General features: G+C 70.3%; 30 protein-coding genes. 26 read left to right on the top strand and 4 right to left on the bottom strand.

The genetic code is table 11. The annotated features are described in order from the left end of the window. Positions 1–312 precede the first annotated feature (312 nt). The 20 genes from rplN (at position 313) to B1H50_RS00955 (ending at position 13,265) form a co-directional block, all read left to right on the top strand. On the top strand, positions 313–684 hold the full coding sequence (gene rplN / locus B1H50_RS01050; RefSeq protein WP_073451440.1) for a 50S ribosomal protein L14: 372 nt from the start codon (positions 313–315) through the stop codon (positions 682–684). Positions 685–686: 2 nt separating this feature from the next. After that, complete coding sequence (gene rplX / locus B1H50_RS01045; protein ID WP_080461935.1) at positions 687–1,031, top strand: 50S ribosomal protein L24; 345 nt, start codon at positions 687–689, stop codon at positions 1,029–1,031. After that, complete coding sequence (gene rplE / locus B1H50_RS01040; RefSeq protein WP_080461934.1) at positions 1,031–1,588, top strand: 50S ribosomal protein L5; 558 nt, start codon at positions 1,031–1,033, stop codon at positions 1,586–1,588. Before rplX ends, rplE begins: the two co-directional genes overlap by 1 nt. 1 nt (position 1,589) lies before the next feature. Next, on the top strand, positions 1,590–1,775 hold the full coding sequence (locus B1H50_RS01035; protein ID WP_017177308.1) for a type Z 30S ribosomal protein S14: 186 nt from the start codon (positions 1,590–1,592) through the stop codon (positions 1,773–1,775). Between the two features lie 58 nt (positions 1,776–1,833). Continuing rightward, on the top strand, positions 1,834–2,232 hold the full coding sequence (gene rpsH / locus B1H50_RS01030; RefSeq protein WP_017177307.1) for a 30S ribosomal protein S8: 399 nt from the start codon (positions 1,834–1,836) through the stop codon (positions 2,230–2,232). A 22-nt stretch (positions 2,233–2,254) separates the two neighbouring features. Further along, complete coding sequence (gene rplF, locus B1H50_RS01025; protein ID WP_080461933.1) at positions 2,255–2,794, top strand: 50S ribosomal protein L6; 540 nt, start codon at positions 2,255–2,257, stop codon at positions 2,792–2,794. 2 nt (positions 2,795–2,796) lie between these two features. Beyond that, positions 2,797–3,171 carry a 50S ribosomal protein L18 gene (rplR, locus tag B1H50_RS01020; RefSeq protein ID WP_080462073.1) on the top strand — a complete coding sequence of 125 codons (375 nt, stop codon included), beginning with the start codon at positions 2,797–2,799 and terminating at the stop codon, positions 3,169–3,171. A gap of 34 nt (positions 3,172–3,205) precedes the next feature. Next, positions 3,206–3,910 (top strand): 30S ribosomal protein S5, encoded by a 705-nt coding sequence (gene rpsE, locus B1H50_RS01015; protein WP_080461932.1) that lies wholly within the window; start codon positions 3,206–3,208, stop codon positions 3,908–3,910. After that, a complete protein-coding gene (gene rpmD, locus B1H50_RS01010) occupies positions 3,910–4,113 on the top strand; it encodes a 50S ribosomal protein L30 (RefSeq protein WP_017177303.1) in 204 nt (67 codons plus the stop codon). Before rpsE ends, rpmD begins: the two co-directional genes overlap by 1 nt. Before the next feature lies 1 nt (position 4,114). Then, positions 4,115–4,630, top strand: coding sequence for a 50S ribosomal protein L15 (gene rplO / locus B1H50_RS01005; RefSeq protein ID WP_080461931.1), 516 nt, complete (start codon positions 4,115–4,117; stop codon positions 4,628–4,630). A gap of 380 nt (positions 4,631–5,010) precedes the next feature. Next, positions 5,011–6,300: a preprotein translocase subunit SecY gene (gene secY / locus B1H50_RS01000; protein ID WP_080461930.1), complete on the top strand. Its 1,290-nt coding sequence runs from the start codon at positions 5,011–5,013 to the stop codon at positions 6,298–6,300. Continuing rightward, complete coding sequence (locus tag B1H50_RS00995; RefSeq protein ID WP_198939960.1) at positions 6,297–6,881, top strand: adenylate kinase; 585 nt, start codon at positions 6,297–6,299, stop codon at positions 6,879–6,881. The genes secY and B1H50_RS00995 overlap by 4 nt, the downstream gene beginning before the upstream one ends. 68 nt (positions 6,882–6,949) lie before the next feature. After that, on the top strand, positions 6,950–7,855 hold the full coding sequence (map, locus tag B1H50_RS00990) for a type I methionyl aminopeptidase (RefSeq protein WP_080461928.1): 906 nt from the start codon (positions 6,950–6,952) through the stop codon (positions 7,853–7,855). 232 nt (positions 7,856–8,087) lie between these two features. Next, positions 8,088–8,309 carry a translation initiation factor IF-1 gene (gene infA, locus B1H50_RS00985; RefSeq protein ID WP_017177298.1) on the top strand — a complete coding sequence of 74 codons (222 nt, stop codon included), beginning with the start codon at positions 8,088–8,090 and terminating at the stop codon, positions 8,307–8,309. A gap of 32 nt (positions 8,310–8,341) precedes the next feature. Further along, complete coding sequence (rpmJ, locus tag B1H50_RS00980; RefSeq protein ID WP_005987264.1) at positions 8,342–8,455, top strand: 50S ribosomal protein L36; 114 nt, start codon at positions 8,342–8,344, stop codon at positions 8,453–8,455. 176 nt (positions 8,456–8,631) lie between these two features. Then, positions 8,632–9,006: a 30S ribosomal protein S13 gene (rpsM, locus tag B1H50_RS00975; RefSeq protein ID WP_080461927.1), complete on the top strand. Its 375-nt coding sequence runs from the start codon at positions 8,632–8,634 to the stop codon at positions 9,004–9,006. 67 nt (positions 9,007–9,073) lie between these two features. Further along, positions 9,074–9,475, top strand: a complete 402-nt coding sequence (rpsK, locus tag B1H50_RS00970) for a 30S ribosomal protein S11 (RefSeq protein WP_017177296.1) — start codon at positions 9,074–9,076, stop codon at positions 9,473–9,475. Between the two features lie 168 nt (positions 9,476–9,643). Further along, entirely contained in the window at positions 9,644–10,642 is a 999-nt protein-coding gene (locus B1H50_RS00965; RefSeq protein ID WP_080461926.1) for a DNA-directed RNA polymerase subunit alpha, read from the top strand. 31 nt (positions 10,643–10,673) lie between these two features. Continuing rightward, positions 10,674–11,399 carry a 50S ribosomal protein L17, sunset domain variant gene (gene rplQ / locus B1H50_RS00960; RefSeq protein ID WP_080461925.1) on the top strand — a complete coding sequence of 242 codons (726 nt, stop codon included), beginning with the start codon at positions 10,674–10,676 and terminating at the stop codon, positions 11,397–11,399. 255 nt (positions 11,400–11,654) lie between these two features. Next, positions 11,655–13,265, top strand: a complete 1,611-nt coding sequence (locus tag B1H50_RS00955; protein WP_080461924.1) for an Ig-like domain-containing protein — start codon at positions 11,655–11,657, stop codon at positions 13,263–13,265. A gap of 167 nt (positions 13,266–13,432) precedes the next feature. On the opposite strand, the gene B1H50_RS00950 is transcribed toward B1H50_RS00955, so the two are convergent. Beyond that, entirely contained in the window at positions 13,433–14,173 is a 741-nt protein-coding gene (locus B1H50_RS00950; RefSeq protein ID WP_080461923.1) for an ROK family protein, read from the bottom strand. A 174-nt stretch (positions 14,174–14,347) separates the two neighbouring features. Here B1H50_RS00950 and B1H50_RS00945 point away from each other — a divergent pair, with 174 nt between their 5' ends. The 4 genes from B1H50_RS00945 (at position 14,348) to glmM (ending at position 18,143) form a co-directional block, all read left to right on the top strand. Then, on the top strand, positions 14,348–15,358 hold the full coding sequence (locus tag B1H50_RS00945) for a tRNA pseudouridine synthase A (protein ID WP_080461922.1): 1,011 nt from the start codon (positions 14,348–14,350) through the stop codon (positions 15,356–15,358). A 250-nt stretch (positions 15,359–15,608) separates the two neighbouring features. Next, complete coding sequence (gene rplM / locus B1H50_RS00940; protein WP_017177291.1) at positions 15,609–16,052, top strand: 50S ribosomal protein L13; 444 nt, start codon at positions 15,609–15,611, stop codon at positions 16,050–16,052. A gap of 43 nt (positions 16,053–16,095) precedes the next feature. Then, positions 16,096–16,593, top strand: a complete 498-nt coding sequence (gene rpsI / locus B1H50_RS00935) for a 30S ribosomal protein S9 (RefSeq protein WP_080461921.1) — start codon at positions 16,096–16,098, stop codon at positions 16,591–16,593. Positions 16,594–16,787: 194 nt separating this feature from the next. Continuing rightward, positions 16,788–18,143, top strand: a complete 1,356-nt coding sequence (glmM, locus tag B1H50_RS00930; protein WP_080461920.1) for a phosphoglucosamine mutase — start codon at positions 16,788–16,790, stop codon at positions 18,141–18,143. Positions 18,144–18,219: 76 nt separating this feature from the next. Here glmM and B1H50_RS00925 read toward each other — a convergent pair whose 3' ends face one another. The 3 genes from B1H50_RS00925 to coaA form a co-directional block, all read right to left on the bottom strand. Further along, on the bottom strand, positions 18,220–19,650 hold the full coding sequence (locus B1H50_RS00925) for an NAD(P)(+) transhydrogenase (Re/Si-specific) subunit beta (protein ID WP_080461919.1): 1,431 nt from the start codon (positions 19,648–19,650) through the stop codon (positions 18,220–18,222). Between the two features lie 4 nt (positions 19,651–19,654). Next, positions 19,655–21,208 (bottom strand): Re/Si-specific NAD(P)(+) transhydrogenase subunit alpha, encoded by a 1,554-nt coding sequence (locus B1H50_RS00920; RefSeq protein ID WP_080461918.1) that lies wholly within the window; start codon positions 21,206–21,208, stop codon positions 19,655–19,657. 186 nt (positions 21,209–21,394) lie between these two features. Next, a complete protein-coding gene (gene coaA / locus B1H50_RS00915) occupies positions 21,395–22,390 on the bottom strand; it encodes a type I pantothenate kinase (protein WP_188640682.1) in 996 nt (331 codons plus the stop codon). A 103-nt stretch (positions 22,391–22,493) separates the two neighbouring features. Between coaA and glmS the strand changes: the two genes are divergently transcribed. Both glmS and B1H50_RS00905 read left to right on the top strand, forming a co-directional pair. Then, the gene (glmS, locus tag B1H50_RS00910; protein ID WP_080461916.1) at positions 22,494–24,419 is read left to right on the top strand and encodes a glutamine--fructose-6-phosphate transaminase (isomerizing); all 1,926 of its coding nucleotides are present in this window, start codon (positions 22,494–22,496) and stop codon (positions 24,417–24,419) included. A 20-nt stretch (positions 24,420–24,439) separates the two neighbouring features. Continuing rightward, positions 24,440–26,155, top strand: a complete 1,716-nt coding sequence (locus B1H50_RS00905) for a bifunctional ADP-dependent NAD(P)H-hydrate dehydratase/NAD(P)H-hydrate epimerase (RefSeq protein ID WP_095532447.1) — start codon at positions 24,440–24,442, stop codon at positions 26,153–26,155. The last annotated feature ends 74 nt before the right edge of the window (positions 26,156–26,229 follow it).

The following is a 26,229-nucleotide window of genomic DNA, read 5'->3' as shown; positions in this document are numbered from 1 at the left end:
GTGGAAAACCGACCGGTCTCGTTGCTGTTTTCGACCGGTCTCGGTGGGAGGGGGAGGCTGGTGAGGAAGGGCACAGGGTGGGAGGGGGCCTGTGGTATCCGGGGCCTTCGGCGCTGCACTAGGCTGTGACAGTTGCGTGCGCCCTCGGCGCGCCCATCAGAGACCCCGCGCCTCTGCGCCTGTGTCTGATGGGACCCACGCCTCGTGGACTCCTCCTGCCCCCGGGCCGGGGGAGCAGCGCGCAGGAACATCAAGAACGTTCGGCAAGGCTCGGGGGGACCCGAGAACCGGCTCGACGAAGGAGAACACCCTATGATCCAGCAGGAGTCGCGACTGAAGGTCGCCGACAACACCGGTGCCAAGGAGATCCTGTGCATCCGTGTGCTCGGCGGCTCGGGACGGCGCTATGCGGGCATCGGCGACACGATCGTCGCCACTGTCAAGGACGCAGTCCCGGGAGGCAGCGTCAAGAAGGGCGACGTCGTCAAGGCGGTCGTCGTCCGCACCCGCAAGGAGCGCCGTCGTCCGGACGGCTCGTACATCCGCTTCGATGAGAACGCGGCCGTCATCCTCAAGAACAACGATGGGGAGCCGCGCGGCACGCGCATCTTCGGTCCCGTCGGCCGTGAGCTTCGCGAGAAGAAGTTCATGCGCATCGTCTCGCTCGCCATGGAGGTGATCTGAATATGGCACGCATCAAGAAGGGCGACCAGGTCATCGTCATTGCGGGCAAGGACAAGGGCAAGACCGGCCGCGTCCTGGAGGTCATCAAGGCCACCGACCGCGTCGTCGTCGAGGGCGTTCAGCGCGTGACCAAGCACGTCAAGGTCGGGCAGTCCGCCCAGGGCGCTCGCACCGGAGGCATCGAGACCGTCGAGGCCCCGATCCACATCTCGAACGTGATGCCCATCGACCCCCAGACCAAGAAGCGCACTCGCGTCGGCTTCCGCGTTGAGGAGGGCGTGCGGCCCAACGGCCGCAAGCGCACCGTTCGCGTCCGTTACGCCAAGGCGAGCGGGAAGGACCTCTGATGAGCGACAAGATCACCCCCCGTCTCAAGACCAAGTACGCCGAGGAAGTGCTCCCCGCCCTCCGTGACGAGTTCAAGCACGCCAATGTCATGGAGATCGGCCGCGTCTCCAAGGTCGTGGTCAACATGGGCGTGGGCGAGGCCGCCCACGACTCCAAGATGATCGAGGGCGCCGTTCGCGACCTGGCTGCGATTACCGGCCAGAAGCCCCAGATCACGAAGGCCCGCAAGTCCATCGCGCAGTTCAAGCTGCGCGAGGGCCAGCCGATCGGTGCGCACGCCACGCTGCGCGGCGACCGCATGTGGGAGTTCCTCGACCGCCTCATCTCGATCTCGCTGCCGCGAATCCGCGACTTCCGCGGAATGAGCCCCAAGCAGTTCGACGGCAATGGCAACTACACCTTCGGTCTCACGGAGCAGGCTGTGTTCCACGAGATCGACCAGGACTCGATCGACCGCGTCCGTGGCATGGACATCACCATCGTGACCACGGCCAAGACCGATGAGGAGGCCCGCTCGCTGCTCGCGCGGCTCGGCTTCCCCTTCAAGGAGAAGTGACATGGCGAAGACCGCTCTCATCCAGAAGGCGAACCGGAAGCCGAAGTTCGGTGTTCGCGCCTACACGCGCTGCCAGCGCTGCGGCCGCCCGCACTCCGTGTACCGCAAGTTCGGCCTGTGCCGTATCTGCCTGCGGGAGATGGCCCTCGGTGGCGAGCTCCCCGGCGTGAGCAAGTCCAGCTGGTAAGAACTTACGTCGCAGGTCCGATGAGGAAACCACGACGAGGAAGGGCCAAGGCCCACTCATGACTATGACAGACCCGATCGCAGACATGCTGACCCGTCTGCGCAACGCAAACAGCGCCTACCACGACACCGTCTCGATGCCGTCGAGCAAGCTCAAGGTCAACATCGCCGCGATGCTGAAGACCGAGGGCTACATCGCCGACTACGAGGTCACGGACGCCGAGGTCGGCAAGACGCTCACGCTGAGCCTCAAGTACGGAGCCAACCGCCAGCGGGCCATCCAGGGCCTCAAGCGGATCTCCAAGCCCGGCCTGCGCGTCTACGCGAAGTCCACGAACCTGCCCAAGGTCCTCGGCGGCCTGGGGGTGGCCATCCTGTCCACCTCCTCCGGCCTCCTGACCGACCGCCAGGCCGAGAACAAGGGCGTCGGCGGGGAAGTCCTCGCCTACGTCTGGTGAGAGAAAGGAACGGAGGAACACCATGTCGCGTATTGGACGACTCCCCGTTCCGGTTCCCGCCGGAGTGGACGTCACCATTAACGGCAACGAGGTGACGGTCAAGGGCCCCAAGGGCACCCTGAGCCGCGTCATCTCCGAGCCCCTGACTGTGACCAGGCAGGATGACGGCACGATCCTCGTGACCCGTCCCGACGACGAGCGCCGCTCGCGCTCGCTCCACGGCCTGTCCCGCACACTCATCAACAACATGGTCATCGGTGTCACCGAGGGCTTCGTCAAGAACCTCGAGATCGTCGGGACCGGTTACCGCGTCGCCGCCAAGGGCTCGGCCATCGAGCTCTTCCTCGGCTTCTCGCACACCGTCGTCGTCGAGCCCCCCGAGGGCATCACCTTCACGGTGGACGGCAACCTGAAGATCGCAGTCTCCGGCATCTCCAAGGAGCAGGTCGGCGAGGTCGCCGCGAATATCCGCAAGATCCGCCCGCCGGAGCCCTACAAGGGCAAGGGCGTGCGCTACGCCGGCGAGAACGTGCGCCGCAAGGTCGGAAAGGCTGGTAAGTGACCATGGCTTACTCGATCAAGAGGGGCAAGTCCAAGGCGATTGCCCGCAAGATCCGCCACCAGCGCGTGCGCAAGCACGTCACTGGCACGCCCGAGCGGCCGCGTCTCGTCGTCACCCGCTCCAACCGCCACATGGTCGCCCAGGTCGTCGACGACACCATCGGCCACACCCTGTGCTCCGCCTCGACCCTCGAGGAAGCCTGCAAGGGCGTCGAGGGCCACAAGGTCGGCGCCGCCCACAAGGTCGGTGAGCTGGTGGCCGAGCGCGCCAAGGCGCTGGGCATCGAGGCGGTCGTCTTCGACCGCGGTGGAAACAAGTACCACGGCCGTGTCGCCGCCGTCGCTGACGGCGCCCGCGAGGGCGGCCTGGCGCTCTGAGCGCTGAGACGACGAGAAAGCAAAGGAGAATCTGATGGCTGCACCGCAGCGAGACAGGTCCGCGTCGTCCGACGGCTCGGCCCGCAACGACGAGAGCCGTGGCGAGAGCCGCGGCCGTCGTGACCGCAATGACCGCCGTGACCGCAACTCCGGCCGCGGCAACGACGACAAGTACATCGAGCGCGTCGTCACCATCAACCGCGTGTCCAAGGTCGTCAAGGGCGGCCGCCGCTTCACCTTCACGGCGCTGGTCGTCGTCGGTGACGGCGAGGGCACGGTCGGAGTCGGCTACGGCAAGGCGAAGGAGGTGCCTGCCGCGATCGCCAAGGCCGTGGAGTTCGCGAAGAAGAACTTCTTCCGCGTCCCGATGATCCGCCGCACCATCCCCCACTTGGTCCAGGGCGAGGACTCCGCCGGAGTCGTCCTCCTGCGCCCGGCCTCCCCCGGTACCGGTGTTATCGCCGGCGGCCCGGTGCGCGCCGTGCTGGACTGCGCCGGCATCCACGACATCCTGTCGAAGTCGCTCGGCTCCTCGAACGCGATCAACATCGTCCACGCGACGGTCGACGCGCTCAAGAGGCTCGAGCAGCCCGAGACGGTTGCCGCCCGCCGCGGCCTGCCCCTGGAGGACGTCGCCCCGCAGTCCATGCTGCGTGCCCGCGCCGAGGGAGAGGCTGAGAAGCGCGCCGAGGCGGAGAAGAAGGAGGCCGAGAAGGCCGCTGAAGGAGTGGAGGCGTGATGGCTGACACCAAGACCGCGAGCACGAAGCAGCTCAAGGTGACCCAGGTCCGCTCCGGCATCGGTGGCACCCACCGCCAGCGCGAGACCCTCAAGTCCCTCGGCCTGCGCAAGATCCGTCAGTCCACTGTTCGCGAGGACACCCCCACCGTTCGCGGCATGATCGCGACGGTGCACCACCTCGTGACCGTTGAGGAGGTCTGAGATGGCAGACACCAAGAAGGCCTCTGAGAAGGCCACCGAGAGCGCCGCTGAGTCCGCGACGGAGAAGGTGCGCGTCGTCAAGCTGCACCATCTCCGCCCCGCCCCGGGCGCCAAGAAGGCCAAGACCCGCGTGGGTCGCGGTGAGGGCTCCAAGGGCAAGACCTCCGGACGAGGCACCAAGGGCACGAAGGCCCGCTACCAGGTGCGCCCCGGCTTCGAGGGCGGCCAGATGCCGCTGCACATGCGCCTGCCCAAGCTCCGCGGGTTCCGCAACCCGAACCGCGTGGAGTTCCAGCCGGTCAACGTCGGCCGCATCGCCGAGCTGTTCCCCTCCGGCGGGACGGTCACGGTGGCCGACCTGGTGGCTGCCGGCGCCGTGCGCCACGGGCACCTGGTCAAGGTCCTCGGCGGTGGGGATGTCTCCGTCAAGCTGACGGTCAAGGCGGATGCCTGGTCGGCCTCCGCCAAGGAGAAGATCGAGGCCGCCGGCGGCACGATCGAGCTCTCCGAGGACTGATCGGAGAGCTGATCCGCTCCAGGCGAGCAAGGCGAGGCCCCGGTGAGGGCGGGTTCCGGCCCACCTCACCGGGGCCTCGTGGCGCTGCCGGGCCTGTTCCGGACCCTGCGTCGGGCGCCGCCCTGCCCGGGGGAGGAGCGACCGGCGGGCCCGGACCGGTCTCGATGCTGTTTTCGACCGGTCTGGGTGAGGGGAGGGGGAGAAGCTGACCGGGGGAGGCGGGAGCCCGGCGCGTGATGCACGCCTTGCCTTCCGATAGGGTCACGGCCTCGAAGGGGACCCCTGCTCCGGGGTAGTGTGAGCCCGGCGCGCGCCTGCGCGTCCGCCGTCGCGCCCGCAGGGCCAATCGACGCCGATCCCCCGAGCTCACAGGAGACCGCGTGCTCAGCGCCTTCGTCCAGGCATTCAAGACGCCTGACCTGAGGAGGAAACTCCTCTTCACCCTCGGCATCATGGCCCTGTTCCGCCTGGGCTCGGTCCTGCCGACGCCGGGTGTGAGCCTGAAGAACATCCAGACCTGCGTGGGCCAGGCCGAGGACGCGAGCCTCTTGAGCCTCATCAACATCTTCTCCGGCGGCGCCCTGCTGCAGTTGAGCGTCTTCGCGCTGGGGATCATGCCCTACATCACGGCCTCCATTATCATCCAGCTCCTGCGCGTGGTCATCCCCCGCTTCGAGGAGCTCCACAAGGAGGGCCAGTCCGGCACTGCCAAGCTCACCGAGTACACCCGCTACCTGACGATCGGCCTGGGCGTTCTGCAGTCCGCCACCATCGTGGCCACGGCCGCCAACGGCCAGCTCTTCCGCAGCTGCACCGTCCCCGTCATCCCGAACAGCAGCCCGGTCAACCTCGCCCTCATGATCGTCACCATGACAGCCGGCACCGGCCTGATCATGTGGCTCGGCGAGCTCATCACGGACCGCGGCATCGGCAACGGCATGTCGCTGCTCATCTTCACCTCGATCGTTGCGCGCTTTCCTCAGAACCTCGGCTCGATCATCACCGGCAGTGGCGGCGTCTCAAAGTTCGCCATCGTCATCACGGTCATCCTCGTGGCCACGATCGCCGTCGTCTTCGTCGAGCAGGGCACTCGGCGCATCCCGGTGCAGTACGCCAAGAGGATGATCGGGCGGCGCCAGTACGGCGGATCCACCACCTACATCCCCATCAAGATCAATACGGCGAACGTCATCCCCGTCATCTTCGCCTCCTCGATCCTGGCCATGCCCCAGCTCGTCTCCCAGTTCTCCCCGAACAGCTCCTGGGCGGCCTGGGTGGGCCGGAACCTGCGTCAGACGGACACGATCTATCTCGTCGCCTACGGCCTGCTCATCCTCTTCTTCACCTTCTTCTACACGGCGATCACCTTCAACGCCGAGGAGATCGCGGACAACATGAAGAAGTACGGTGGCTTCATCCCCGGCATCCGCGCCGGCGAGCCGACCGTTCAGTACCTCTCCTACGTCATCAATCGGGTGACCGTCGTCGGCTCGATCTATCTCGTGGTCCTCGCGCTCGTGCCGACCCTCGCTGTCATCGAGCTGGGGCTGTCGGAGTCCCTGCCCTTCGGCGGCACGACTATCCTCATCATGGTGGGAGTCGGCCTCCAGACGGTCAAGGAGATCAACTCCCAGCTCCAGCAGCGCCACTACGAAGGGTTCCTCTCATGAGCGCACGCATGGTCCTCCTCGGCCCTCCCGGTGCCGGCAAGGGCACCCAGGCGGCCCGCATCTCGGAGCGGCTCGGCATCCCCGCCATCTCCACCGGCGACATCTTCCGCGCCAACGTCGCCGGCGCCACCGAGCTCGGCCTCAAGGCCAAGGAGTACATGGACAAGGGCGAGTACGTCCCCGACTCGGTCACCAACGCCATGGTCGCCGACCGCATCGACGCCGACGACGCCGTCTCCGGGTTCCTCCTCGACGGCTACCCGCGCACCGAGGCCCAGGTTCACGAGCTCGACTCCATGCTGGCCGCCAAGGGCCTCGCCCTCGACGTCGTCCTGGAGATCACCGCCGCCTCCGAGGTGGTCGTCCAGCGCCTTCTCAAGCGCGCCACCGAGCAGAACCGCGCCGACGACACGGAGCCGGTCATCCGGCGCCGCCTCGAAGTCTACGCCGAGCAGACCGAGCCGCTGGCCGCGATCTACTCCGACAAGGGCCTCCTCGTGCGCGTCGACGGCATCGGCGACATCGACGAGGTTACCGAGCGCATCATGACGGCCCTCGCCTCGGCGGGCGTTAAGGCCTGAACGGGCGATCCTCAGTGGCGCGGAACCGGTCGGGCCCGCGCCACTGCCTGTGAGAGAGGGGGCGCGCAGTGCTGGCGCGCGAGCACATCGAGATCAAGACCCCGGACCAGGTCCGGCTCATGCGGCGAGCGGGCCTCGTCGTCGCCGATATCCACGCCGCCCTGAGAAAGGCGGTCCGCCCGGGCGTGACGACCGCCGAGCTCGACGCCGTGTGCGCCGCCACCATCGAGGCCGACGGAGCGCACTCGAACTTCCTGGGCTACTACGACTACCCGGCCACCGTATGCGTCTCGGTCAACGACGAGGTCGTCCACGGCATCCCCGGGCCGCGAGTCCTGAAGGAGGGCGACCTCGTCACCTTCGACTGCGGCGCCTACATCCTCGACGGCGGCGAGCAGTGGCACGGCGATGCGGCCTTCACCACCGCGGTCGGCGGTGAGTACGCCTCGGCCTCCGATCGCCTCCTGGACACCACCACCCGCCAGGCGCTGTGGGAGGCGATCGCCGCCGTCGCCCGGGCCGCCGAGGGCCGGACGAGCGGGCGCGCCGCGAGACTCAACGCCATTGGCGACGCCGTCGAGGCCACCGTGGACCGCGCCCTGGCCGAGGCCGCCCGCCAGGGCCGTCCCGAGGCCCGGCTCGGCATCCTCCAGGGGTACGTCGGCCACGGCATCGGCACCGCCATGCACCAGGCCCCCGACGTTCTCAATTACTCGATCAAGCGCAAGGGGCCCAAGCTGCGCCCCGGCATGGTGCTGGCCATCGAGCCGATGCTCACCGCCGGCGGGCCCGAGGTCCGCGAGCTCGACGACGGCTGGACGGTCGTCACCCAGGACGGCTCGCGCGCCGCACAGTGGGAGCACACCGTCGCGATCGTGCCCGGAGGAGTGTGGGTGCTCACCGCGCCGGACGGCGGGGTCGAGGGCCTGGCGCCCTTCGGCATCGAGCCCCGTCCCCTGCCCGAACGCGGCTGATCGCGTCTCGACGCTCCCCGCCCATCGCCGTCGAGCGCGCGTTCGCCGATGTGTCCGGGAACACCGGCCGGGAGCTCCTTCCCGCGTGGTGGTGTGGTATCGAGGTGTCGTATCGTTGGCCCTCGGTGCGCCTACCGCTCCTGACCCGGCCCTTCCGGTCGAGCCGGGGCATGCGCGCCCGACCGGCGGCGTCGTCGCCGGAGAACTCGAGCGAGAGAACCGACGGAGGAACATGGCTAAGAAGGACGGCGTCATCGAGGTCGAGGGATCGGTCGTCGAGGCCCTTCCGAACGCGATGTTCCGGGTGGAGTTGAGCAACGGGCACGTCGTGCTCGCGCACATCTCCGGAAAGATGCGGCAGCACTACATCCGCATCCTCCCCGAGGACCGCGTCGTCGTGGAGATGAGCCCCTACGACCTCCAGCGCGGCCGCATCGTCTATCGGTACAAGTGACAAGTCGGCCCCCGGGCCGGCGGAGGACAATCATGAAGGTCAAGCCGAGCGTCAAGAAGATCTGTGACAACTGCAAGGTGATTCGTCGCCACGGCCGTGTCATGGTCATCTGCGAGAATCCGCGGCACAAGCAGCGCCAGGGCTGAGCCCCCGCGCACCGGCCACGCGATCTGTGGCCGTCAATCAGCACCCACCCCAGCGATCAGCGCCGAGCCCTACCGGCCAGCACTGCGCAACCCCCGGTTCCTGGAGGCCGGGGCCGCCCGAAGGAGGCGGGGGAGGTGGGTGACGACCTCCGGGAGCACACAGGAGAACCACCACCGTGGCACGCATTTCCGGCGTCGACCTTCCCCGCGAGAAGCGGGTCGAGGTTGCGCTCACCTACATCTTCGGGATCGGTCGCACCCGCGCGAACGAGACCCTCAAGGCAACGGGAGTCAACCCCGACACCCGCGTCAAGGACCTCACCGAGGACGAGCTCGTGGCTCTGCGCAGCCACATCGACTCCACCTACCAGGTGGAGGGCGATCTGCGCCGCGAGGTGCAGGCCGACATCCGTCGCAAGGTCGAGATCGGCTGCTACCAGGGCCTGCGCCACCGACGTCACCTCCCGGTGCACGGCCAGCGCACCAAGACCAACGCGCGTACCCGCAAGGGCCCCAAGCGCACCGTGGCCGGCAAGAAGAAGGCCAAGTAAGCAGTTGAGCCGCGATCCGGGCGCCGATGCCCGCCGCGCAACCCGATCTTGAGAAGAAGAAGGAAGAATGCCTCCGAAGACCCGCACCGCCGTGCGCAAGCCGCGTCGTAAGGACCGGAAGAACGTCACTCACGGCAACGCCTACATCAAGTCCACCTTCAACAACACCATCGTGTCCCTCACGGACCCGGCGGGCGCCGTCATCGCCTGGGCCTCCTCCGGCCAGGTCGGCTTCAAGGGCTCGCGCAAGTCGACTCCCTACGCCGCCCAGCTGGCCGCCGAGGCCGCCGCGCGCCGCGCCCAGGAGCACGGCATGAAGAAGGTCGACGTCTTCGTCAAGGGCCCCGGCTCCGGCCGTGAGACCGCGATCCGCTCCCTCCAGGCCGCCGGTCTCGAGGTCGGCTCCATCACGGACGTCACCCCCCAGGCGCACAACGGCTGCCGCCCCCCGAAGCGCCGCCGCGTCTGAGACAGTCGGTTCGACGGCGCCCCGCCCTCCCTCCCAGTGCGGCGGGCGCCGTCGAACCGTGCACCGCCCCGTCGCGCGGGGCCGCCGCTCCGGCAGGTCCGGACCCAGCGGCGAGAACCATGAGGAACGGCGTCATATAGCGGGCGCCGCGACGAAAGGAAACCGACAGTGCTCATCGCACAGCGTCCCACTCTCACGGAGGAGGTCGTCGAGGAGAACCGCCGCGCGCGGTTCATCATCGAGCCCCTCGAGCCCGGATTCGGCTACACACTGGGCAACTCCCTGCGCCGCACACTGCTGTCGTCCATCCCGGGCGCCGCGGTCACCTCCGTGCGCATTGACGGGGTCCCCCACGAGTTCCGCACGATCCCCGGGGTCAAGGAGGATGTCGCCCAGATCATCCTCAACATCAAGGAGATCGTCCTCTCCAGTGAGAACGACGAGCCGGTCGTCATGTACCTGCGCAAGTCCGGCCCGGGAGCCGTCACCGCCGGCGACATCACCCCGCCCGCCGGCGTCGAGGTCCACAACCCCGAGCTGGTCATCGCGACCCTCAACGAGAAGGGCAAGCTGGAGATCGAGCTGACCGTCGAGCGCGGCCGCGGCTACGTCTCGGCCAACCAGAACAAGGACCCGAACGCAGAGATCTCCCGGATCCCGGTCGACTCGATCTACTCGCCGGTCAAGAAGGTCTCCTACGCCGTCGAGGCCACCCGTGTCGAGCAGCGCACCGACTTCGACCGACTCATCGTCGACGTCGAGACGAAGGCCTCTATCACGCCTCGTGACGCGCTCGCCTCAGCGGGCAAGACCCTCGTCGAGCTCTTCGGCCTGGCCCGCGAGCTCAACGTCGAGGCCGAGGGCATCGAGGTGGGCCCGTCGCCCATGGACCAGGCCCTCCAGCAGGACCTCGCCCTCATGATCGATGAGCTGGACCTCCAGGCGCGCTCCTCCAACGCCCTCAAGCGCGAGGGCATCCACACGGTCGGCGAGCTCGTCTCGCGCAGCGAGGCGGACCTGCTCGACATCCGCAACTTCGGTGCCAAGTCCATCTCCGAGATCAAGGACAAGCTCGCCGAGCTGGGCCTGTCCCTCAAGGGCTCCCCCCTCGACTACCTCGCCGAGGACGACTACACCAACCCCACCTTCAGCGACGAGCAGGCCTGAGCCCCGGCTCGTCACAATCTAGGAGACAACAATGCCTCGCCCCACCAAGGGACCCCGCCTGGGCGGGTCCGCCCAGCACGAGCGCCACTTGCTGGCCAACCTCGCCCGGCAGCTCTTCATCCACGAGTCCATCACGACGACGGAGGCCCGCGCCCGCCGCCTGCGCCCCTACGCCGAGAAGCTCATCACCAAGGGCAAGCGCGGGGACCTCCACGCCCGTCGCACTGTGATGAAGAAGATCACGGACAAGTACGCCGTGTACCGCCTCTTCGAGGAGATCGCCCCGAAGATGGAGGGGCGCGACGGCGGCTACACCCGCATCATCAAGACCGCCCCCCGCAAGGGTGACAACGCCCCCATGGCCGTCATCTCCCTCGTGCTCGAGCCGGTGGCCAAGAAGGCCGTTGTCGAGGACGCGGTCAAGACCGCCAAGTCCGCCGCCAAGAAGGCCGCGCAGGAGGCCGTGGCCGAGGCCAAGGGCGGTAAGGGCGAGGCCGCGCTCGCCGCGCAGGAGACCGGCGCGAAGGCCGAGAAGGTCGCGTTCGCCGGCGCCGTCCACCTCGACGAGGGCTCCGCCGATGCTCCCGACGACGAGCACCGCATCAAGGGCAACGAGGACTCGATGAAGTATCACGTCCCCGGCTCGCGCTGGTACGACGCCACAGTCGCAGAGGTCTGGTTCGCCACCGTGGAGGAGGCCGAGGCCGCCGGCTTCGCCCCCGCGGGTGGCGCGGCCGCGCAGAAGGTCGACGCCTGAACACATTTCTGTGATTCACATCGCATCCTGACGGAGGGCTGGGGGCCGCAAGGCCTCCAGCCCTCCGTATATTTCGCGGAATCTTGCTGACCTGCGCTAGCACGGGATCCTGTGACGCAAATGTGATCTGCCAGTTAATCCGTGACGTAGGCGAGACATCTGTCTCTGATTCCGTTAGTTTGGATGCGTGGCCGCGCCTTGGGCGCGGTATGCCCAGATCAGCCATACCAGTCCCTTATTCGCATGAGGAGAGTCATGAGACGGTCTTCCGCTCTGGCCGCCGGCGCGCTCGTTGCCGCAGGCGCCTTCGTTCCCGCCGCCGTGAGCACACAGGCTCAGGCCGCCGATTCCAACAACATCAAGGTGACCGACGTCAAGGTCACCTCCGAGGCCCGCCAGCGCCCGGTCAACGGCGTCGCCGTTGAGGCCTGGAACAAGGTGAGCCTCCAGGCCAAGTGGGAGGCCGACGCCCCCAAGACCGGAGACTCCTTCACCGTCAAGCTCGGCGAGGGCATGGAGTGGCACGGCTCGCTCGCCTTCGACCTCCTCGACCAGGACGGCTCCGACGTCGGCAACTGCACGTTCACCGTCGGCTCTCAGGACATGACCTGCACCCTGACCGCCGGCGCGGAGAAGTGGGACAGGCTCACCGACGGCACGCTCACCGCCCAGGCCCAGATCAACAACAAGGGCATCGACCTCAAGCGGAGCACCGTCAAGGTCGGTCCGACCACCGTGCCCATCGTCTTCGGCGACTCCGACGGCGATGGCACCTGTGACACCGGCTGCGACGGTGTCAAGCCCAACTACCCTGAGGCCAACCCCTTCAAGTCCGGCTGGTTCAACGGCATCAACGAACAGGGCAAGTACGTCTTCATGTGGGAGGTGCGCGCCCAGAACACCGGCGGCGCCAAGAACACCCACTGGGTCGTCAAGGACCCGGGTGCCAACTACATCGCCAACTCCGTCCTGTGCACCACCGGTTCCTGGCAGGAGGGCCAGGGCGTCGCCGATGTCAAGGTCGCTCCCGGCTGGCCCCAGGAGCAGATCGAGTTCGACGCTCCGTCCGCCGACTCCGTGTGCCGCGTCCGCTTCTACACCACGACTGAGCCCACGAAGGCCGCTCAGGCCAACACCGCCACGGTGAACGGCCAGACCTTCTCGCGCAGCGGCATCACCGCCACCGAGGCCGGCTCCGGCAACGCCCAGGGCGGCAAGAACGCCACCCCGGCGCCGACCCCCACGGCCACCACGCCGAACGACAGCAACACCCCGCCGACCGCGCCTCCTTCCGCCCCGGAGACCACGACGCCGTCGGCCACGCCGTCCGCTCCCGGGGAGACCACCCCCGCTCCGACGCCGTCGGCGCCCGAGACGACGGCCCCCGCTCCGGAGACCACCGCGTCGGCGCCCGAGACCACGGCCCCGATGCCGACTGACCCGGCCACCACCGAGGCCCCCGCCCAGGCCCCGATGCCGACTGACCCGGCCACCACCGAGGCCCCCGCCCAGGCCCCGATGCCGACTGACCCGGCCACCACCGCGGCCCCCGCCCCGGCCCCGATGCCGACTGACCCGGCCACCACCGAGGCCCCCGCCCAGGCCCCGATGCCGACTGACCCGGCCACCACCGAGGCCGCCGCTCAAGCCCCGATGCCGACCGCTCCGGCTCTGCAGCAGCCCGGCGCCCAGGCTCCCAAGAGCCCCACGGCTCCGGCCCCCGCTGCCCCGGCCCGGTTCACCAGCCAGCCCACCTCCAAGCCCTCGCTGGCCAAGACCGGTGCCAGTATCGTGGTTCCGGTGCTCATCGCGGGCGCCGTCGTCGGTGGCGGTCTCTTCCTGGTCCGCCGCGGACGCCGCGCCTGATCCCCACACGGTCCCGGCCAGTGAGAACTGACCCGGACTGAGGACGAGGGGCCCACCCGGATCATCCGGGTGGGCCCCTCGCGTCTCCGGCGGCAGGCGGGCGGGCCAGGCGGGCCAGGCGGGCGACCGGCCCGCCTGGTTGCGGGAGACGTCGGGCGCGGCCGGGCTCAGGGGCGAGCCATGGTCCAGCAGCGCGCCCCGCCGGTCATCCCCGCCTCATTGGGCACCACGACGACGTCGTCGCCCATGCGGGTGAGCTGGAGTGCCGTGATCCTCCGGGAGTTGCCGCCCCCGAGGTAGAGGCGGTCCCACAGGTACATGGGGCGCAGCCCGTCGACGACGCGGCGCACTCTGCGCGACCAGTGGGCGTCGCCCAGGCGGAGTCGCTCGTGCTCACCGATGTAGTCGTCGTAGGTGAGCCCCCAGCGGACGGGGCCCTGGGAGACCTCGACGTGCGGGGCCAGGACGCCGTTGTCGAAGACCGCGTTGCCCAGGCCCGTTCCCAGGGTGATGATCATCTCAAGGCCGTGGCCGGTGACGACTCCGGCGCCGGCGACCTCCGCGTCATTGAGGATGAGCGAGGGCAGGCCGAGGCGCTGCGCGATGGCCGCGCCCATGTCGAAGCGGTGCCACGCCTCGGCGAGCTCGGGGAGCACCTTGGAGCGCGGGCCGTCCTTCGTGATGTAGTGCGGGGTGGCGACCACGACGCCGTGGCGGATCATCCCCGGCATCCCCACCGTGACCCGCTCGGCCCGGGGCAACTGCTCAGCGAGGCCGGCGATCGTCTCCACCAGCTTCATCGGCGGAAGCGGGTAGGGGGTGGGCGTGCGCACGGCGCGAGAGCAGATGGTTCCCTCGGCGTCGAGGACGGAGGCCTTGATGCCGCCGCCCCCGCAGTCGACGGACAACGTGGTCGCTGCGGAATGGCTGGGATGACTTGCTCGGCTCGCCTGGCTCGGGACTCCGGGATTCGTGCTCACGGGGGCGACGCTACCGCCAAGCTCGGGACGACGCCCCCGAGTTGGTCGAGGGCCGGGGCGCGGCCCACTCGGGAGGTGCTCGCCCCGTGGTCGAATAGGGGCATGGAGGACTCCAAGGAGCCGAACGGAGACGATCCGCTGGTGCGCGTGCGGCTGGATCTGGCCTATGACGGAGCGGGATTCGCGGGCTGGGCCGCGCAGCCGGGCCTGCGCACCGTGGAGGGGGTGATCACCGAGGCGCTCGGCACGGTGCTGCGCGTTCCCGTGCGGCTCACCGTCGCGGGGCGGACGGACGCGGGCGTTCACGCCGCGGCCCAGGTCGCGCACTTCGATGTCGCGCAGGAGGCCTGGCGGTCGCTCCCCGGTCGCTCGGACCGGGCTCCCGGGCAGGCGCTGCTGACCCGGCTGGCCGGTGTCCTGGCCCGCGAAGCGCGCGAGAGCGCTGCCAGCGGGGGCGCGGGGACCGCGCCGCGGGGGACGAGCGATGTCGTCGTGAACGGGGCTCGCGAGGCTCCCGAGGGCTTCGATGCGCGCTTCTCCGCCACCGAGCGCGCCTACCGCTACCGGATCGCCGACGGCGGGCCCGCTGCCGGGTCGCGGGATCCGGGGCGGCGGGGGAGCGTGCTGTGGATCCCCGAGGCCCTCGACGTCGGGGCCATGCGCCGCGCCGCCGCGCCATTGCTCGGCGAGCACGACTTCCTCGGCTACTGCAAGCCCCGCGAGGGTGCCACGACGATCCGTACGCTCAAGCGCCTGGAATGGTCGCGCGTCCCCGGTGGCGCCACCGGCCGCGAGGGGGCGGATGAGGGCCTCGTGGTGCTCGACGTCGTCGCCGACGCCTTCTGCCACTCGATGGTGCGCTCTCTCGTGGGCGCCTGCCTCGCGGTGGGCCAGGGGCGCAGGGATGAGGACTGGCCCGCGCGGATCCTCCTGAGCGCGAGCCGGGACGCCGCGGCGCCGGTCGCCCCCGCCCATGGCCTCACTCTGGAGCGGGTGAGCTACCCCGCGGATGACGAGCTGGCCGACCGGGCCGAGCGCGCCAGGGCCCTGCGAACCCTCCCTGCCCCCTGTGCCGAGACCGGTCGATATCACGATCGAGACCGGTCTCGGTGAGAAGGGCGGGCATGGGCGTGGCGGGATTCACGGCGGGAGCGCGGTCCCTTCTTTTGACCCCCCTGACAAGGGGCCGGTAATGTGGGTAACCGTCGTGCAGCACGCTGAACGCGCAACCGCGGTGCCATCCCACTCGCCCCGGGGCGCGAGTGCTCCGACCACCTCACCTGACCATGGCGGTCCCGTCGAACAGCGACGCTTCAACGCTCGTCGACGTGACCGCTCGCCAAGAGAAACGAAGGCAACGCCCGTGCGCACGTACACACCGAAGCCCGGCGACGTCGAGAAGAACTGGTACGTCATTGACGCCACCGACGTCGTTCTCGGCCGCCTCGCGGCTCAGGCCGCGAACCTGCTCCGTGGGAAGCACAAGCCGCAGTTCACGCCCAACGCCGACTGCGGTGACTACGTCGTCATCATCAACGCCGACAAGGTGGCCCTCACCAATGGCAAGGCCGACCGCAAGTTCGCCTACCGCCACTCCGGCTACCCGGGTGGTCTGACGGCCGTCTCCTACCGCGACCTGCTGGCGACGCGCCCCGAGCGCGCCGTCGAGAAGGCCATCAAGGGCATGGTGCCTCACACCAAGCTCGGCCGCGCCCAGCTCAAGAAGCTCAAGGTGTACGCCGGCCCCGAGCACCCGCACGCCTCGCAGAACCCGCAGGCTTTCGAGATCACCCAGGTCGCCCAGTAAGCGCTCCAGCGCTCGGCACCCCGCGACAAGCAAAGGACACATCGTGGCTGAGACCACTGTCGACATCGACGCGCTGGATGAGGAGAACGCCCCCTCCAGCTACACCACCGAGACCGGCGGCACCTCTGTGGAGGGCCGCGGGCAGTCCATCACCGCTCCCGGGGCGGGCCTTGGCCGCCGCAAGGAGGCCGTCGCCCGCGTCCGGCTCATCCCCGGCACCGGCAAGTGGACGCTCAATGGCCGCACTTTGGAGGACTACTTCCCCAACAAGCTGCACCAGCAGCTCGTGCGCGCCCCCTTCACCATCCTCGATCTCGAAGGCCGCTTCGACGTCGTGGCCCGCATCCACGGCGGTGGCATCTCCGGCCAGGCCGGCGCCCTGCGCCTGGGCATCGCCCGCGCCCTCAACGAGATCGACCGCGAGGCCAACCGCCCGGCCCTCAAGAAGGCCGGCTTCCTCACCCGCGACGCCCGCATCGTCGAGCGCAAGAAGGCCGGTCTGCACAAGGCCCGCCGCGCCCCGCAGTACTCCAAGCGCTGATCCGCTCCGGGTCGGCTGCCCCCGCGCCGCCGCCCCTCATCGACGACGCCGCCCCGTCCGCCCGCTCTCATGCGGGGCCGACGGGGCGGCGTCCGTCATGGCACTCGGAGCACTCACGGCGTCGTTGCCGGTGCGCGAGGCGGCGGACAGTGGGAGGATGCTCCTCGGAATCCAGACACGAGAGGAGCCCATCCATGGCACGACTCTTCGGCACCGACGGAGTTCGGGGCCTGGCCAACGACCTGCTCACCCCCGCCCTCGCCGTCCAGCTCGGCGAAGCCGCCGCCCGCGTGCTGACCAAGGAGGCCCGCGCGCGCTCCCGCGGCGCCCGGCCCCGAGCGATCGTCGGGCGCGACACCCGGGCCTCCGGCGAGTTCCTCGACCACGCCATCAGCTCGGGCCTGGCCTCCTCCGGCGTGGACGTCACCCGCGTCGGCGTCCTGCCCACCCCGGCGATCGCCCACCTGACCGCCACCCAGGACATCGACCTGGGCGTCATGATCTCCGCCTCCCACAACCCCTTCCCCGACAACGGCATCAAGTTCTTCGCCCGCGGCGGCTACAAGCTCGAGGACGCCGTCGAGGATGAGATCGAGGCCCTGCTCGGGGGCATCGAGGACCGCCCCACCGGCGCCGACGTCGGCCGGGTCATCAAAGGCGAGACGGTCGCCGACCAGAACTACATCAACCACCTCGTCGACTCCGTGGCCACGGATCTGTCGGGCCTGCGGGTCGTCGTCGACGCCTCCAACGGAGCCGCCAGCACCGTGGGCCCCGCCGCCCTGCGCGCCGCGGGCGCCGAGGTGATCGTCATCAACGCCTCCCCGGATGGCCTCAACATCAACGCCGACTGCGGATCCACCCACCCCGAGCAGCTCCAGCGCTACGTGCCCTCCGTGGGCGCGGATATGGGCGTGGCCTACGACGGCGACGCCGACCGCTGCCTCGCCGTGGACGCCGACGGCAACCTCGTCGACGGCGACCAGATCATGGGCCTGCTGGCGCTGGGCATGAAGGCCGACGGCACGCTCGGCTCCGACACCCTCGTGGTCACCGTCATGAGTAACCTGGGTCTCATCCTGGCCATGCGCGACCACGGCATCCGCACCGTCCAGACCGGCGTGGGCGACCGCTATGTCCTGGAGAAGATGCTCGCCGGCGGCTACACGCTCGGCGGCGAGCAGTCCGGCCATGTCATCGACACCGTCCACGCCACCACCGGTGACGGCGTGCTCACGTCCCTGCACATCGCCGCCCGCGTCAAGCGCAGCGGCAAGAGCCTCGCCGAGCTCGCCGGCATCGTCACCCGCTTGCCCCAAACCCTCATCAATGTCAAGGGCGTGGACAAGGGCGCTGCGGGCACGGACCAGGGCGTCCAGGACGCCGTCGCCGCTGCGGAGACCGAGCTCGGCGAGACTGGGCGGGTCCTCCTGCGCCCCTCGGGCACCGAGCCCCTCGTGCGGGTCATGGTGGAGGCCGCCACCCAGGAGCAGGCCGACGCCGTCGCCGGCCGCCTCGCCGGCGTCGTCAAGGAGCGCCTCGCGCTCTGAGGGGAGTCATGGATGCGGGGCGGGGCCCCGGCGTGATGCCGGGCCCCGCCCCATTCGCGCGAAGGGCGGCGCGGCCTCAGTCGAGGGCGCGGATGATGTCCTCCACCGTGCTCTTGGCATCGCCGAAGAGCATGGCGGTGTTCTCCTTGAAGAACAGGGGATTGGCCACGCCCGCGTATCCGGTGGCCATCGAGCGCTTGAAGACGACGACGCGCCCCGCCTCCCACACGCGAAGCACGGGCATGCCCGCGATGGGGGAACCCGGTTCCTCTGCGGCCGGGTTGACCGTGTCATTAGCGCCGATGACCAGCACGACGTCCACATCCGAGAAGTCGTCGTTCACCTCGTCCATTTCCAGAACGAGGTCGTAGGGGACCTTCGCCTCGGCCAGCAGGACATTCATGTGCCCGGGCAGGCGGCCGGCCACGGGGTGGATGCCGAAGCTCACCTCGACGCCCTGGGAGCGCAGCATCTCGGTGAGCACGGCCACCGGATACTGGGCCTGGGCCACCGCCATCCCATAGCCCGGGGTGATGACGACCCGCCGGGCGGACTGCAGCTCGCGCGCCAAGGAGGCGGCGTCGATCTCGACGATCGCGCCCTCGGGTGCCGACGCGCCGGACGCCGTCGCCCCCTCGGTGCCGAAGCCCCCCAGGAGCACGGACATGAAGGAGCGGTTCATCGCCTGGCACATGAGGTAGGACAGGTAGGCGCCCGAGGATCCCACGAGCGTGCCCGTGATGATGAGCAGGTCGTTGTTGATCATGAAGCCGGTGAAGGCGGAGGCCCAGCCCGAGTAGGCGTTCATGATGGACACCACCACGGGCATATCCCCTCCGCCGATCGCCAGCACGAGGTGCGCCCCCAGGATGAGCGCCAGGAGCGTCATCACTCCGAGGCACGCCCAGGCGGCGGGCGAATGCTCGGGCAGGAGCATGAAGGCGATCATGAGGGCGCCGGAGACGAGCAGTATCCCGAGATTGAGCAGGTTGCGGCCCGGCAGGGCCAGGGGGCGTCCCGGCACCTTGCCGGACAGCTTCAGGGCGGCCAGCACCGAGCCGGTGAAGGTCACGGCGCCCACGAGAACGCCCAGGAACACCTCGCCCAGGTGGAATGCCCCGAGGGCGCGGGACATGGCGTCCGGTGCGGCGTAGGAGTTGTATCCCACGAGGACGGCGGCCAGGCCGACGAGCCCGTTGAGGACGGCGATGAGCTGCGGCATGCCGGTCATGGCGACCCGCCCGGCCAGGACCATGCCGATGACCGCGCCGATCCCCAGGGCCAGAGCGATGAGGATCGCGGTGGCCACGACGCCGCGGCCCGGGTGGGAGGTGAGCGCCAGGCCGACGGCGGCCGCCACGGCGACCCCCATGCCGACGGCCCCGGCGATGTTGCCGATGACGGCGGTCTCATGGCGGGACAGGCCCGCCGCCGCGGCGATGAACAGGAGCGCGGCGACGATATACGCCAGCGCCACCGGGGAGGGCAGGGCGAGTGCTGCGTGCATCGGCTCAGTCCTTCCTGAACATGGCGAGCATGCGGTGGGTGACCGCGAAGCCGCCGAAAACGTTGATCGTGGCCAGCGCGACCGCGACGAAGGCGATGGCACTGATGAGCGGGTTCGCATTGCCGACCTGCGAGATGGCCCCGAGCAGGATGATGCCGGAGATCGCGTTGGTCACCGACATCAGCGGAGTGTGCAGGGCCGGGGTGACATTGGAGATGATGTGGAACCCGAGGATGATGGACAGGGCCAGCACGATGTAGTGGCTGGTCACAGCGGCCGGCGTGACCAGGACGAGAGCCGCTGCCAGGGCGGCGGAGACCATGATCCCGGCCAGGCGGCGCCGCCGGGAGCGCGCCTTGGCCCGGGCCGCGGCGGCGAGCTCGGCCGCCTCCTCCTCCGGGGAGCGCAACGGCGCGGCACCCGGCGCGGCCGGCGCCGAGACCGAGATGGGCGGCGGCGGCCACATGAGCTCGCCATCGGCGCACACGGTGATGCCGCGGACCACCTCGTCGTCCAGGTCGAGCGAGAGGAACCCGTCCTTGGCGGGAGTCATGAGGGCGAGCAGGTTGACGATGTTCTGCCCATAGAGCTGGGAGGCCTGGGCCGGGAGGCGCTCGGCCAGATCCGTGGCTCCGATGATGGCGACGCCACCGGGGGTGGTGATGGTCTCGCCCGGCACGGTCAGTTCGGTGTTGCCGCCGTTGGCGGCAGCCATGTCCACGATGACCGAGCCGGGTCGCATGGCCTCGACGGCCGCGCGGTCCAGGAGGATGGGGGAGCGGCGGCCGGGGATATTCGCCGTCGTGATGACGATATCCGCGCCCGCCGATTCCCGGGCGTAGAGGGAACGGGCCAGGGCGGCCTGATCGGAGCTCATCTCCTTGGCGTAGCCGTCGGAGGAGACCTCCTGCGCGGTGGGCACGGGCACGAACTCTGCCCCCACGGAGCGCACCTGGTCGGCCACCTCGGGGCGCACGTCGGTGCCGCGCACGACGGCGCCCAGCGAGTGAGCCGTGCCGATCGCCGCGAGTCCCGCCACGCCCGCCCCGATGACGTAGACGGTGGCCGGCGGGAACTTGCCGGCGGCCGTCACCTGCCCGCCCAGCAGACGGCCGAAGCGTGAGGCCGCCTCGATGACCGCCCGGTAGCCGGCGAGGTTCGCCTGGGACGAGAGCACATCCATGGCCTGGGCGCGGGAGATGCGCGGCACGGTGTCGATCGCCAGGGCCGTCAGACCGCGTCGGCGCAGCTCATCGAGGAGCTCGGGGCTGCGCGCGGGGCCCAGGCGGCTGATGAGCGTGGCGCCCGGGCGCATGAGGTCGAGCTCGGCCGTGCCGGGCGCCCCGGTGGAGACGACGACATCGGCCCCCCACGCGCCCGCCCGGTCGATGAGCAGAGCGCCCGCCTCCTCGTAATCGGAATCGGGGAAGCGGGCCGCCTCCCCGACGCCGCGCTCGACGGCGACGTCGTATCCCAGGCGGATGATTCGGGCGACGGTCCGCGGCGTCGCGGCGGCCAGGGCATGGCCCGGCGCCTGGCAGGGGATTCCCACGCGCATGGAGGCTCCTCTCAGCAGGCATGCCCCGGCGGCGCCAAGAGAGCGGCTCCCAGGCATGACGGTGGTGGGCGCAACAGTAATGGGGAGATCATGGGGGTCATCTAGGACCGTCGGCATGGCGGGACTGCCGACGGGGCCGGGCCGTGGCGCGCGCGGCCGCGGCGCCGCACCATCGGTCCTGGGGACTCAGGCCTTGCGCAGCAGCACGCGGCGCATGTGGTGATCGGATCCCTTGACCAGCACGAGGGTCGCCCGAGCGCGGGTGGGGGCGATGTTCTCACGCAGATTCACCAGGTTGACCGACTCCCAGATCCCACTGGCCGCCGTCAGGGCGATGTCGTCGGGGATCGACGCGAAGCGCTGGAAGTAGGAGTCCGGGTCATTGAAGGCGGTGCGCTTGAGAGTGAGGAAGCGCTCCAGGTACCAGCGGCGGATATCGGCAGGATCGGCGTCGACGTAGATCGAGAAGTCGATGAAGTCCGACACCGCCAGAACGGAGGCCATCGGGTGGCCTCCCGGCTCATCGGGGTGCTCCGCGGCCGCGCGCCCCCTCGGGGCGGGCTGGAGCACGTTGAGCCCCTCCAGGACCAGGACGTCGGGCCTCTCGACGACGACGCTGCGACCGGGGACGATGTCGTAGACCTTGTGGGAGTAGACGGGGGCCTGGACGCGGGGCGCCCCGGATTTCACCGCGGCCACGAACTCCACGAGCGCGCGCCGGTCGTAGGACTCGGGGAAGCCCTTGCGCGACATGAGCCCGCGCGCCTCCAGCTCGGCGTTGCTCAGGAGGAACCCATCGGTGGTCACCAGGTCCACGCGAGGGGTGCCCGGGAAGCGGGCCAGGAGGTGGGCGATGAGGCGGGCCGTCGTCGACTTGCCGACCGCGACCGATCCGGCCACTGCGATGACGAAGGGCGTGGGGCGGGTATCAACGCCCAGGAACCCGGCGGTGCGGCGCGCTCGCTCCCGGGAGGTGAGGATGTAGTCCTGGAGGATCGCGGTCAGGGGGCGGTAGACGGCGTCGACCTCCGTGAGGTCCGTGGGATCTCCCAGGCCGCGGAGCTTGACGACGTCATCCTGCGCCAGGGGCAGGGGAGTGGAGGAGGCCAGGGCCCGCCACTGCTCGCGCGACAACTCGATGTAGGGGGAGTGCGAGGAGGTCACTGCCCAAGTCTGACGCATGCGTCAAGATCACGCGCAGGTCCGCGCAGTCGATTGCCGCGAATCACAGAAGACCCGGCGGATGGCGCTTTCCTGAGCCCTCCACTCATGATTCGATCGCCCCATGTGTGGAATCGTCGGGCATGTCCGCCCCCTCGCCCCCGTCATCTCCTCCGCCGCGACCCCCGAGGTTGAGGGGCGCACCCTCTGCGTCCTCCTCGACGGCCTGGGCCGCCTGGAGTACCGCGGCTACGACTCCGCCGGCGTCGCCCTCGTCGGCCCGTCAGGGCTGCAGGTCGCCAAGGCGGCGGGCAAGCTCGAGAACCTCCGCGCCGCCATCGCGGCCGAGCCGCCGGCTCCGGCCACCGCCGGCATCGGCCACACCCGCTGGGCCACCCATGGCGGGCCGACGACGGAGAACGCCCACCCGCACCGCGCCGGCAGTATCGCCGTCGTCCACAACGGCATCATCGAGAACTTCCGCGCCCTGCGCGCCGAGGTCGAGGAGGCGGGCCGCGCGCTCCTGTCCGACACGGACACCGAGATCGCCGCCCACATCCTCGACATGGACTTCACCGCCCGCCTGGCCGAGGCGACCGCCGCCGATCCCTCGGCCGATCCCGCGCAGGTCCTCGTGGAGTCCATGCGCGCTGTCACCGAGCGCCTCGAGGGCGCCTTCGCGCTCCTGGCCGTCACCTCCCTGGCGCCCGAGGCGATCGTCGCCGCCCGCCGCTCCAGCCCGCTGGTCATCGGCCTGGGCGACGGCGAGAACTTCCTGGGCTCCGACGTCGCCGCCTTCGTGGCCTTCACCTCCCGCGCCGCCGAGGTCGGCGATGACCAGATCCTCCTCCTGCGCCCCGACTCGGTCACCGTGTGGGACAAGGACGGCTGCATCGTGGAGCCCAAGGGTTGGGAGGTCTCCTGGGATGCCTCAGCGGCCGTCAAGGGCGGCTACGAGACCTTCATGGACAAGGAGATCCACGATCAGCCCGCCGCCGTCGCAGACACCCTGCTGGGGCGCGTCGACGAGCGCGGCGAGATCCAGCTCGACGAGATGCGCATCGACCCCGCCGTCCTGCGCAGCGTCGACAAGATCATCGTCGTCGCCTGCGGCACCGCCGCCTACGCCGGGCACGTCGCGAAGTACGCCATCGAGCACTGGTGCCGCGTGCCGGTGGAGATCGAGCTCGCCCACGAGTTCCGCTACCGCGACGCCGTCGTGAGCGAGAAGACCCTCACCGTGGCGATCTCCCAGTCCGGGGAGACCATGGACACCATCCAGGCCGTCCGCCACGCCCGCGAGCAGGGCAGCAAGGTCCTGGCCATCGTCAACGCCTACGGCTCGACCATTGCCCGCGAGGCTGACGCCGTGCTCTACACGCACGCCGGCCCGGAGGTCGCCGTCGCCTCGACCAAGGCCTTCCTCGCCCAGATCACCGCCTGCTACCTGCTGGGCCTCTACCTCGCCCAGCTGCGCGGCAACAAGTGGCCCGAGGAGGTTGCCGACTACCTCGCCAAGCTCGGCGAGATGCCCGATAAGGTCCAGTGGATCCTCGATGAGCAGCAGAGCGTCGTGCGGGCGCTGGGCGCCGAGCTCGCGGATCGCTCCTCCTTCCTGTTCCTGGGCCGCCATGTGGGATTCCCGGTGGCGCTCGAGGGCGCGCTCAAGCTCAAGGAGCTCGCCTACGTCCATGCCGAGGGCTTCGCGGCGGGAGAGCTCAAGCACGGGCCCATCGCGCTCGTGGAGGAGGGGCTGCCGGTCTTCGTCATCGTGCCCACCCCCCGCCGCCCCATCCTGCACGACAAGGTCCTGTCCAACGTCCAGGAGATCCGCGCTCGCGGCGCGCGCACCATCGTGGTGGCCGAGGAGGGGGACGACGCCGTTGACGCCTTCGCCGAGCACATCATCCGCATCCCCGCCGCTCCCACCCTCATGGCGCCGCTGCTCACCGTCGTCCCGCTGCAGATCTTCGCCGCCGCGCTCGCGGGCGCCAAGGGACTGGACATCGACCAGCCCAGGAACCTGGCCAAGTCCGTCACCGTGGAGTGAGGGGGCGGATGCCCACCGCCATGAGCGACGCCCGCGTCCTCGAAGCCGCCGAGTGTGCAGCGACCCCCACGCTCGCCCGCCGCGCCGCCTACCCGGCCCGGGCCATCGCCCGGGCCGAGGCGCCGCTGACCGCAGGCACCGACCAGTACATGCGGCGGGCCGCCCGCGCTGTCGCCGGCGCCTGCCTCGCCGAGCTGCGCGAGTTGCGCGGCTCGGTCGCCGGCAGCCGAGTCCTCGTCCTGGTCGGCGGTGGGCGCAACGGAGGCGACGCCCTCCTCGCCGGGGCCCTCCTCGCCCGCCGTGGCGCCCGCGTGGAGGCCCGGCCGGCCACCGACCACCCGCATGGGGCGGCGCTGAGCGAGGCCCGCGCCGCCGGGGTCGCGGTCGCGGACGCTCCCGCCCCCTCACCCGTCCTCGGCGGCGCCGCGGCCGATCTCATCATCGACGGACTGACCGGCATCGGCGCCAGCGGGCCCCTGCGCCCGCGCGCCGCCGCGCTCATCGCGCCCCTCATCGCCGCGGGCGCGCCCGGGGAACGGGCGTTCCGCGTCCTCGCCGTCGACGTCCCGTCCGGCGTCGGCGTGGACGACGGCTCCCTGCCGGGGCCCGTGCTCGCCGCCGATCGCACCGTCACCTTCACCTGCCCGCGCGGCGCCCACCTCCTGCCGCCCGCGGCACCCCTGAGCGGGCGCGTGGACGTCGTCGATCTCGGATTGCCGGTGCCGACTGGGAGCGAGCCTCTCGCCTCGGTTCCCGATCCGGCGCTGCTCGCCGCGCTCCTGCGCGCCCCCGGCGCCACCGACCACAAGTACACGCGCGGCGTCGTCGGCCTCCATGCGGGCAGTGAGGCCTATCCCGGGGCCGCGGTCCTCGCCGTCAGCGGCGCCATCCGAGCAGGGGTCGGCATGGCCCGGATCCAGGCGCCCCGGCGTGCCGTCGACCTCGTCCTCGCCTCCCGCCCCGAGGCGGTCCCGGCGATTGGGCGGTGCCAGGCGATCGTCGTCGGTCCCGGCACTCATCGCGCCGATCAGCCCCGGGCCGAGGAACTGCGCGGCGCCTTGCGCGCCGCGCTGCGCCGGGGGAGCGGCGAGGGCCAGTGGGCGGTGATCGACGCCGGGGCGCTCCCACTCCTGCCCGACCTTCTCGGCGAGGGGCTCATCTGCGGCCCAGAGCATGTCCTCACGCCTCATGCGGGCGAGGCCGCCGCTCTCCTCAGCGGCCTCGGGCTGCCGGCGACGCGCGAGGAGGTCGAGGCCGCCCCCGCTTCGGCCGCGCGCGGGCTCGCCGGGGCGACCGGGGCAACGGTGATCCTCAAAGCCGTGCCCGCGCTCATCGCGCGCCCCGGTGGCGGGCCTGTGCTCTCGCTCGACGCCGGGCCGGGCTGGTTGGCGACTGCGGGCAGCGGGGACGTCCTCGCGGGCGCCCTCGGGGCGGTGCTCGCGGCCGTGCGCGCCGATCGCGAGCGCGCTGAGGGCCACCAGCGCGGTGAGCTCAGCATCGGTGCGGCGGGCCTGCTCCTGGAGGACGCGGTCGCGCTCGCGGCCGCCGCGTCCGTGCGCCTCCATGCCGACGCCGGCCGCCTGGCCAGCGGGCAGGCGCTGGGGCGGGGGCACGAGGGCCGCCCCATTGCGGCACTCGACGTCGCCGATCACCTCTCTTGCGCCCGCCAGCGCCTCCGCGCCCAGGCGCTCCCGCACGACCAGCCCGCCTCTCTCGCCGAGACCGGTCGAAATTAGGAGCGAGACCGGTCCGCAGACCGGTCTCGCTCCTAATTTCGACCGGTCTCGATGAAAGGGAGAAGGAGGGGGCG

It is taken from the genome of Actinomyces gaoshouyii (assembly GCF_002072175.1).
GTDB lineage: Bacteria > Actinomycetota > Actinomycetes > Actinomycetales > Actinomycetaceae > Actinomyces > Actinomyces gaoshouyii.
Note: the sequence above shows the minus strand (reverse complement) of the source record. Positions and strands in the feature narration are given on the sequence as shown.

Bases quoted from the DNA above. Each gene is read 5' to 3' on its own strand.
- B1H50_RS00905 (WP_095532447.1), top strand. From the start codon at position 24,440: ATGAGCGACGCCCGCGTCCTCGAAGCCGCCGAGTGTGCAGCGACCCCC.
- glmS (WP_080461916.1), top strand. From the start codon at position 22,494: ATGTGTGGAATCGTCGGGCATGTCCGCCCCCTCGCCCCCGTCATCTCC.
- rpsE (WP_080461932.1), top strand. From the start codon at position 3,206: ATGGCTGCACCGCAGCGAGACAGGTCCGCGTCGTCCGACGGCTCGGCC.
- rpsK (WP_017177296.1), top strand. From the start codon at position 9,074: ATGCCTCCGAAGACCCGCACCGCCGTGCGCAAGCCGCGTCGTAAGGAC.
- glmM (WP_080461920.1), top strand. From the start codon at position 16,788: ATGGCACGACTCTTCGGCACCGACGGAGTTCGGGGCCTGGCCAACGAC.
- B1H50_RS00945 (WP_080461922.1), top strand. From the start codon at position 14,348: ATGGAGGACTCCAAGGAGCCGAACGGAGACGATCCGCTGGTGCGCGTG.
- rplQ (WP_080461925.1), top strand. From the start codon at position 10,674: ATGCCTCGCCCCACCAAGGGACCCCGCCTGGGCGGGTCCGCCCAGCAC.
- rpmD (WP_017177303.1), top strand. From the start codon at position 3,910: ATGGCTGACACCAAGACCGCGAGCACGAAGCAGCTCAAGGTGACCCAG.
- rplF (WP_080461933.1), top strand. From the start codon at position 2,255: ATGTCGCGTATTGGACGACTCCCCGTTCCGGTTCCCGCCGGAGTGGAC.
- rplR (WP_080462073.1), top strand. From the start codon at position 2,797: ATGGCTTACTCGATCAAGAGGGGCAAGTCCAAGGCGATTGCCCGCAAG.
- rpsH (WP_017177307.1), top strand. From the start codon at position 1,834: ATGACTATGACAGACCCGATCGCAGACATGCTGACCCGTCTGCGCAAC.
- coaA (WP_188640682.1), bottom strand. From the start codon at position 22,390: ATGCGTCAGACTTGGGCAGTGACCTCCTCGCACTCCCCCTACATCGAG.
- B1H50_RS00955 (WP_080461924.1), top strand. From the start codon at position 11,655: ATGAGACGGTCTTCCGCTCTGGCCGCCGGCGCGCTCGTTGCCGCAGGC.
- rplN (WP_073451440.1), top strand. From the start codon at position 313: ATGATCCAGCAGGAGTCGCGACTGAAGGTCGCCGACAACACCGGTGCC.
- B1H50_RS00995 (WP_198939960.1), top strand. From the start codon at position 6,297: ATGAGCGCACGCATGGTCCTCCTCGGCCCTCCCGGTGCCGGCAAGGGC.
- B1H50_RS01035 (WP_017177308.1), top strand. From the start codon at position 1,590: ATGGCGAAGACCGCTCTCATCCAGAAGGCGAACCGGAAGCCGAAGTTC.
- rplX (WP_080461935.1), top strand. From the start codon at position 687: ATGGCACGCATCAAGAAGGGCGACCAGGTCATCGTCATTGCGGGCAAG.
- infA (WP_017177298.1), top strand. From the start codon at position 8,088: ATGGCTAAGAAGGACGGCGTCATCGAGGTCGAGGGATCGGTCGTCGAG.
- B1H50_RS00925 (WP_080461919.1), bottom strand. From the start codon at position 19,650: ATGCACGCAGCACTCGCCCTGCCCTCCCCGGTGGCGCTGGCGTATATC.
- B1H50_RS00920 (WP_080461918.1), bottom strand. From the start codon at position 21,208: ATGCGCGTGGGAATCCCCTGCCAGGCGCCGGGCCATGCCCTGGCCGCC.
- rpmJ (WP_005987264.1), top strand. From the start codon at position 8,342: ATGAAGGTCAAGCCGAGCGTCAAGAAGATCTGTGACAACTGCAAGGTG.
- rplO (WP_080461931.1), top strand. From the start codon at position 4,115: ATGGCAGACACCAAGAAGGCCTCTGAGAAGGCCACCGAGAGCGCCGCT.
- rplE (WP_080461934.1), top strand. From the start codon at position 1,031: ATGAGCGACAAGATCACCCCCCGTCTCAAGACCAAGTACGCCGAGGAA.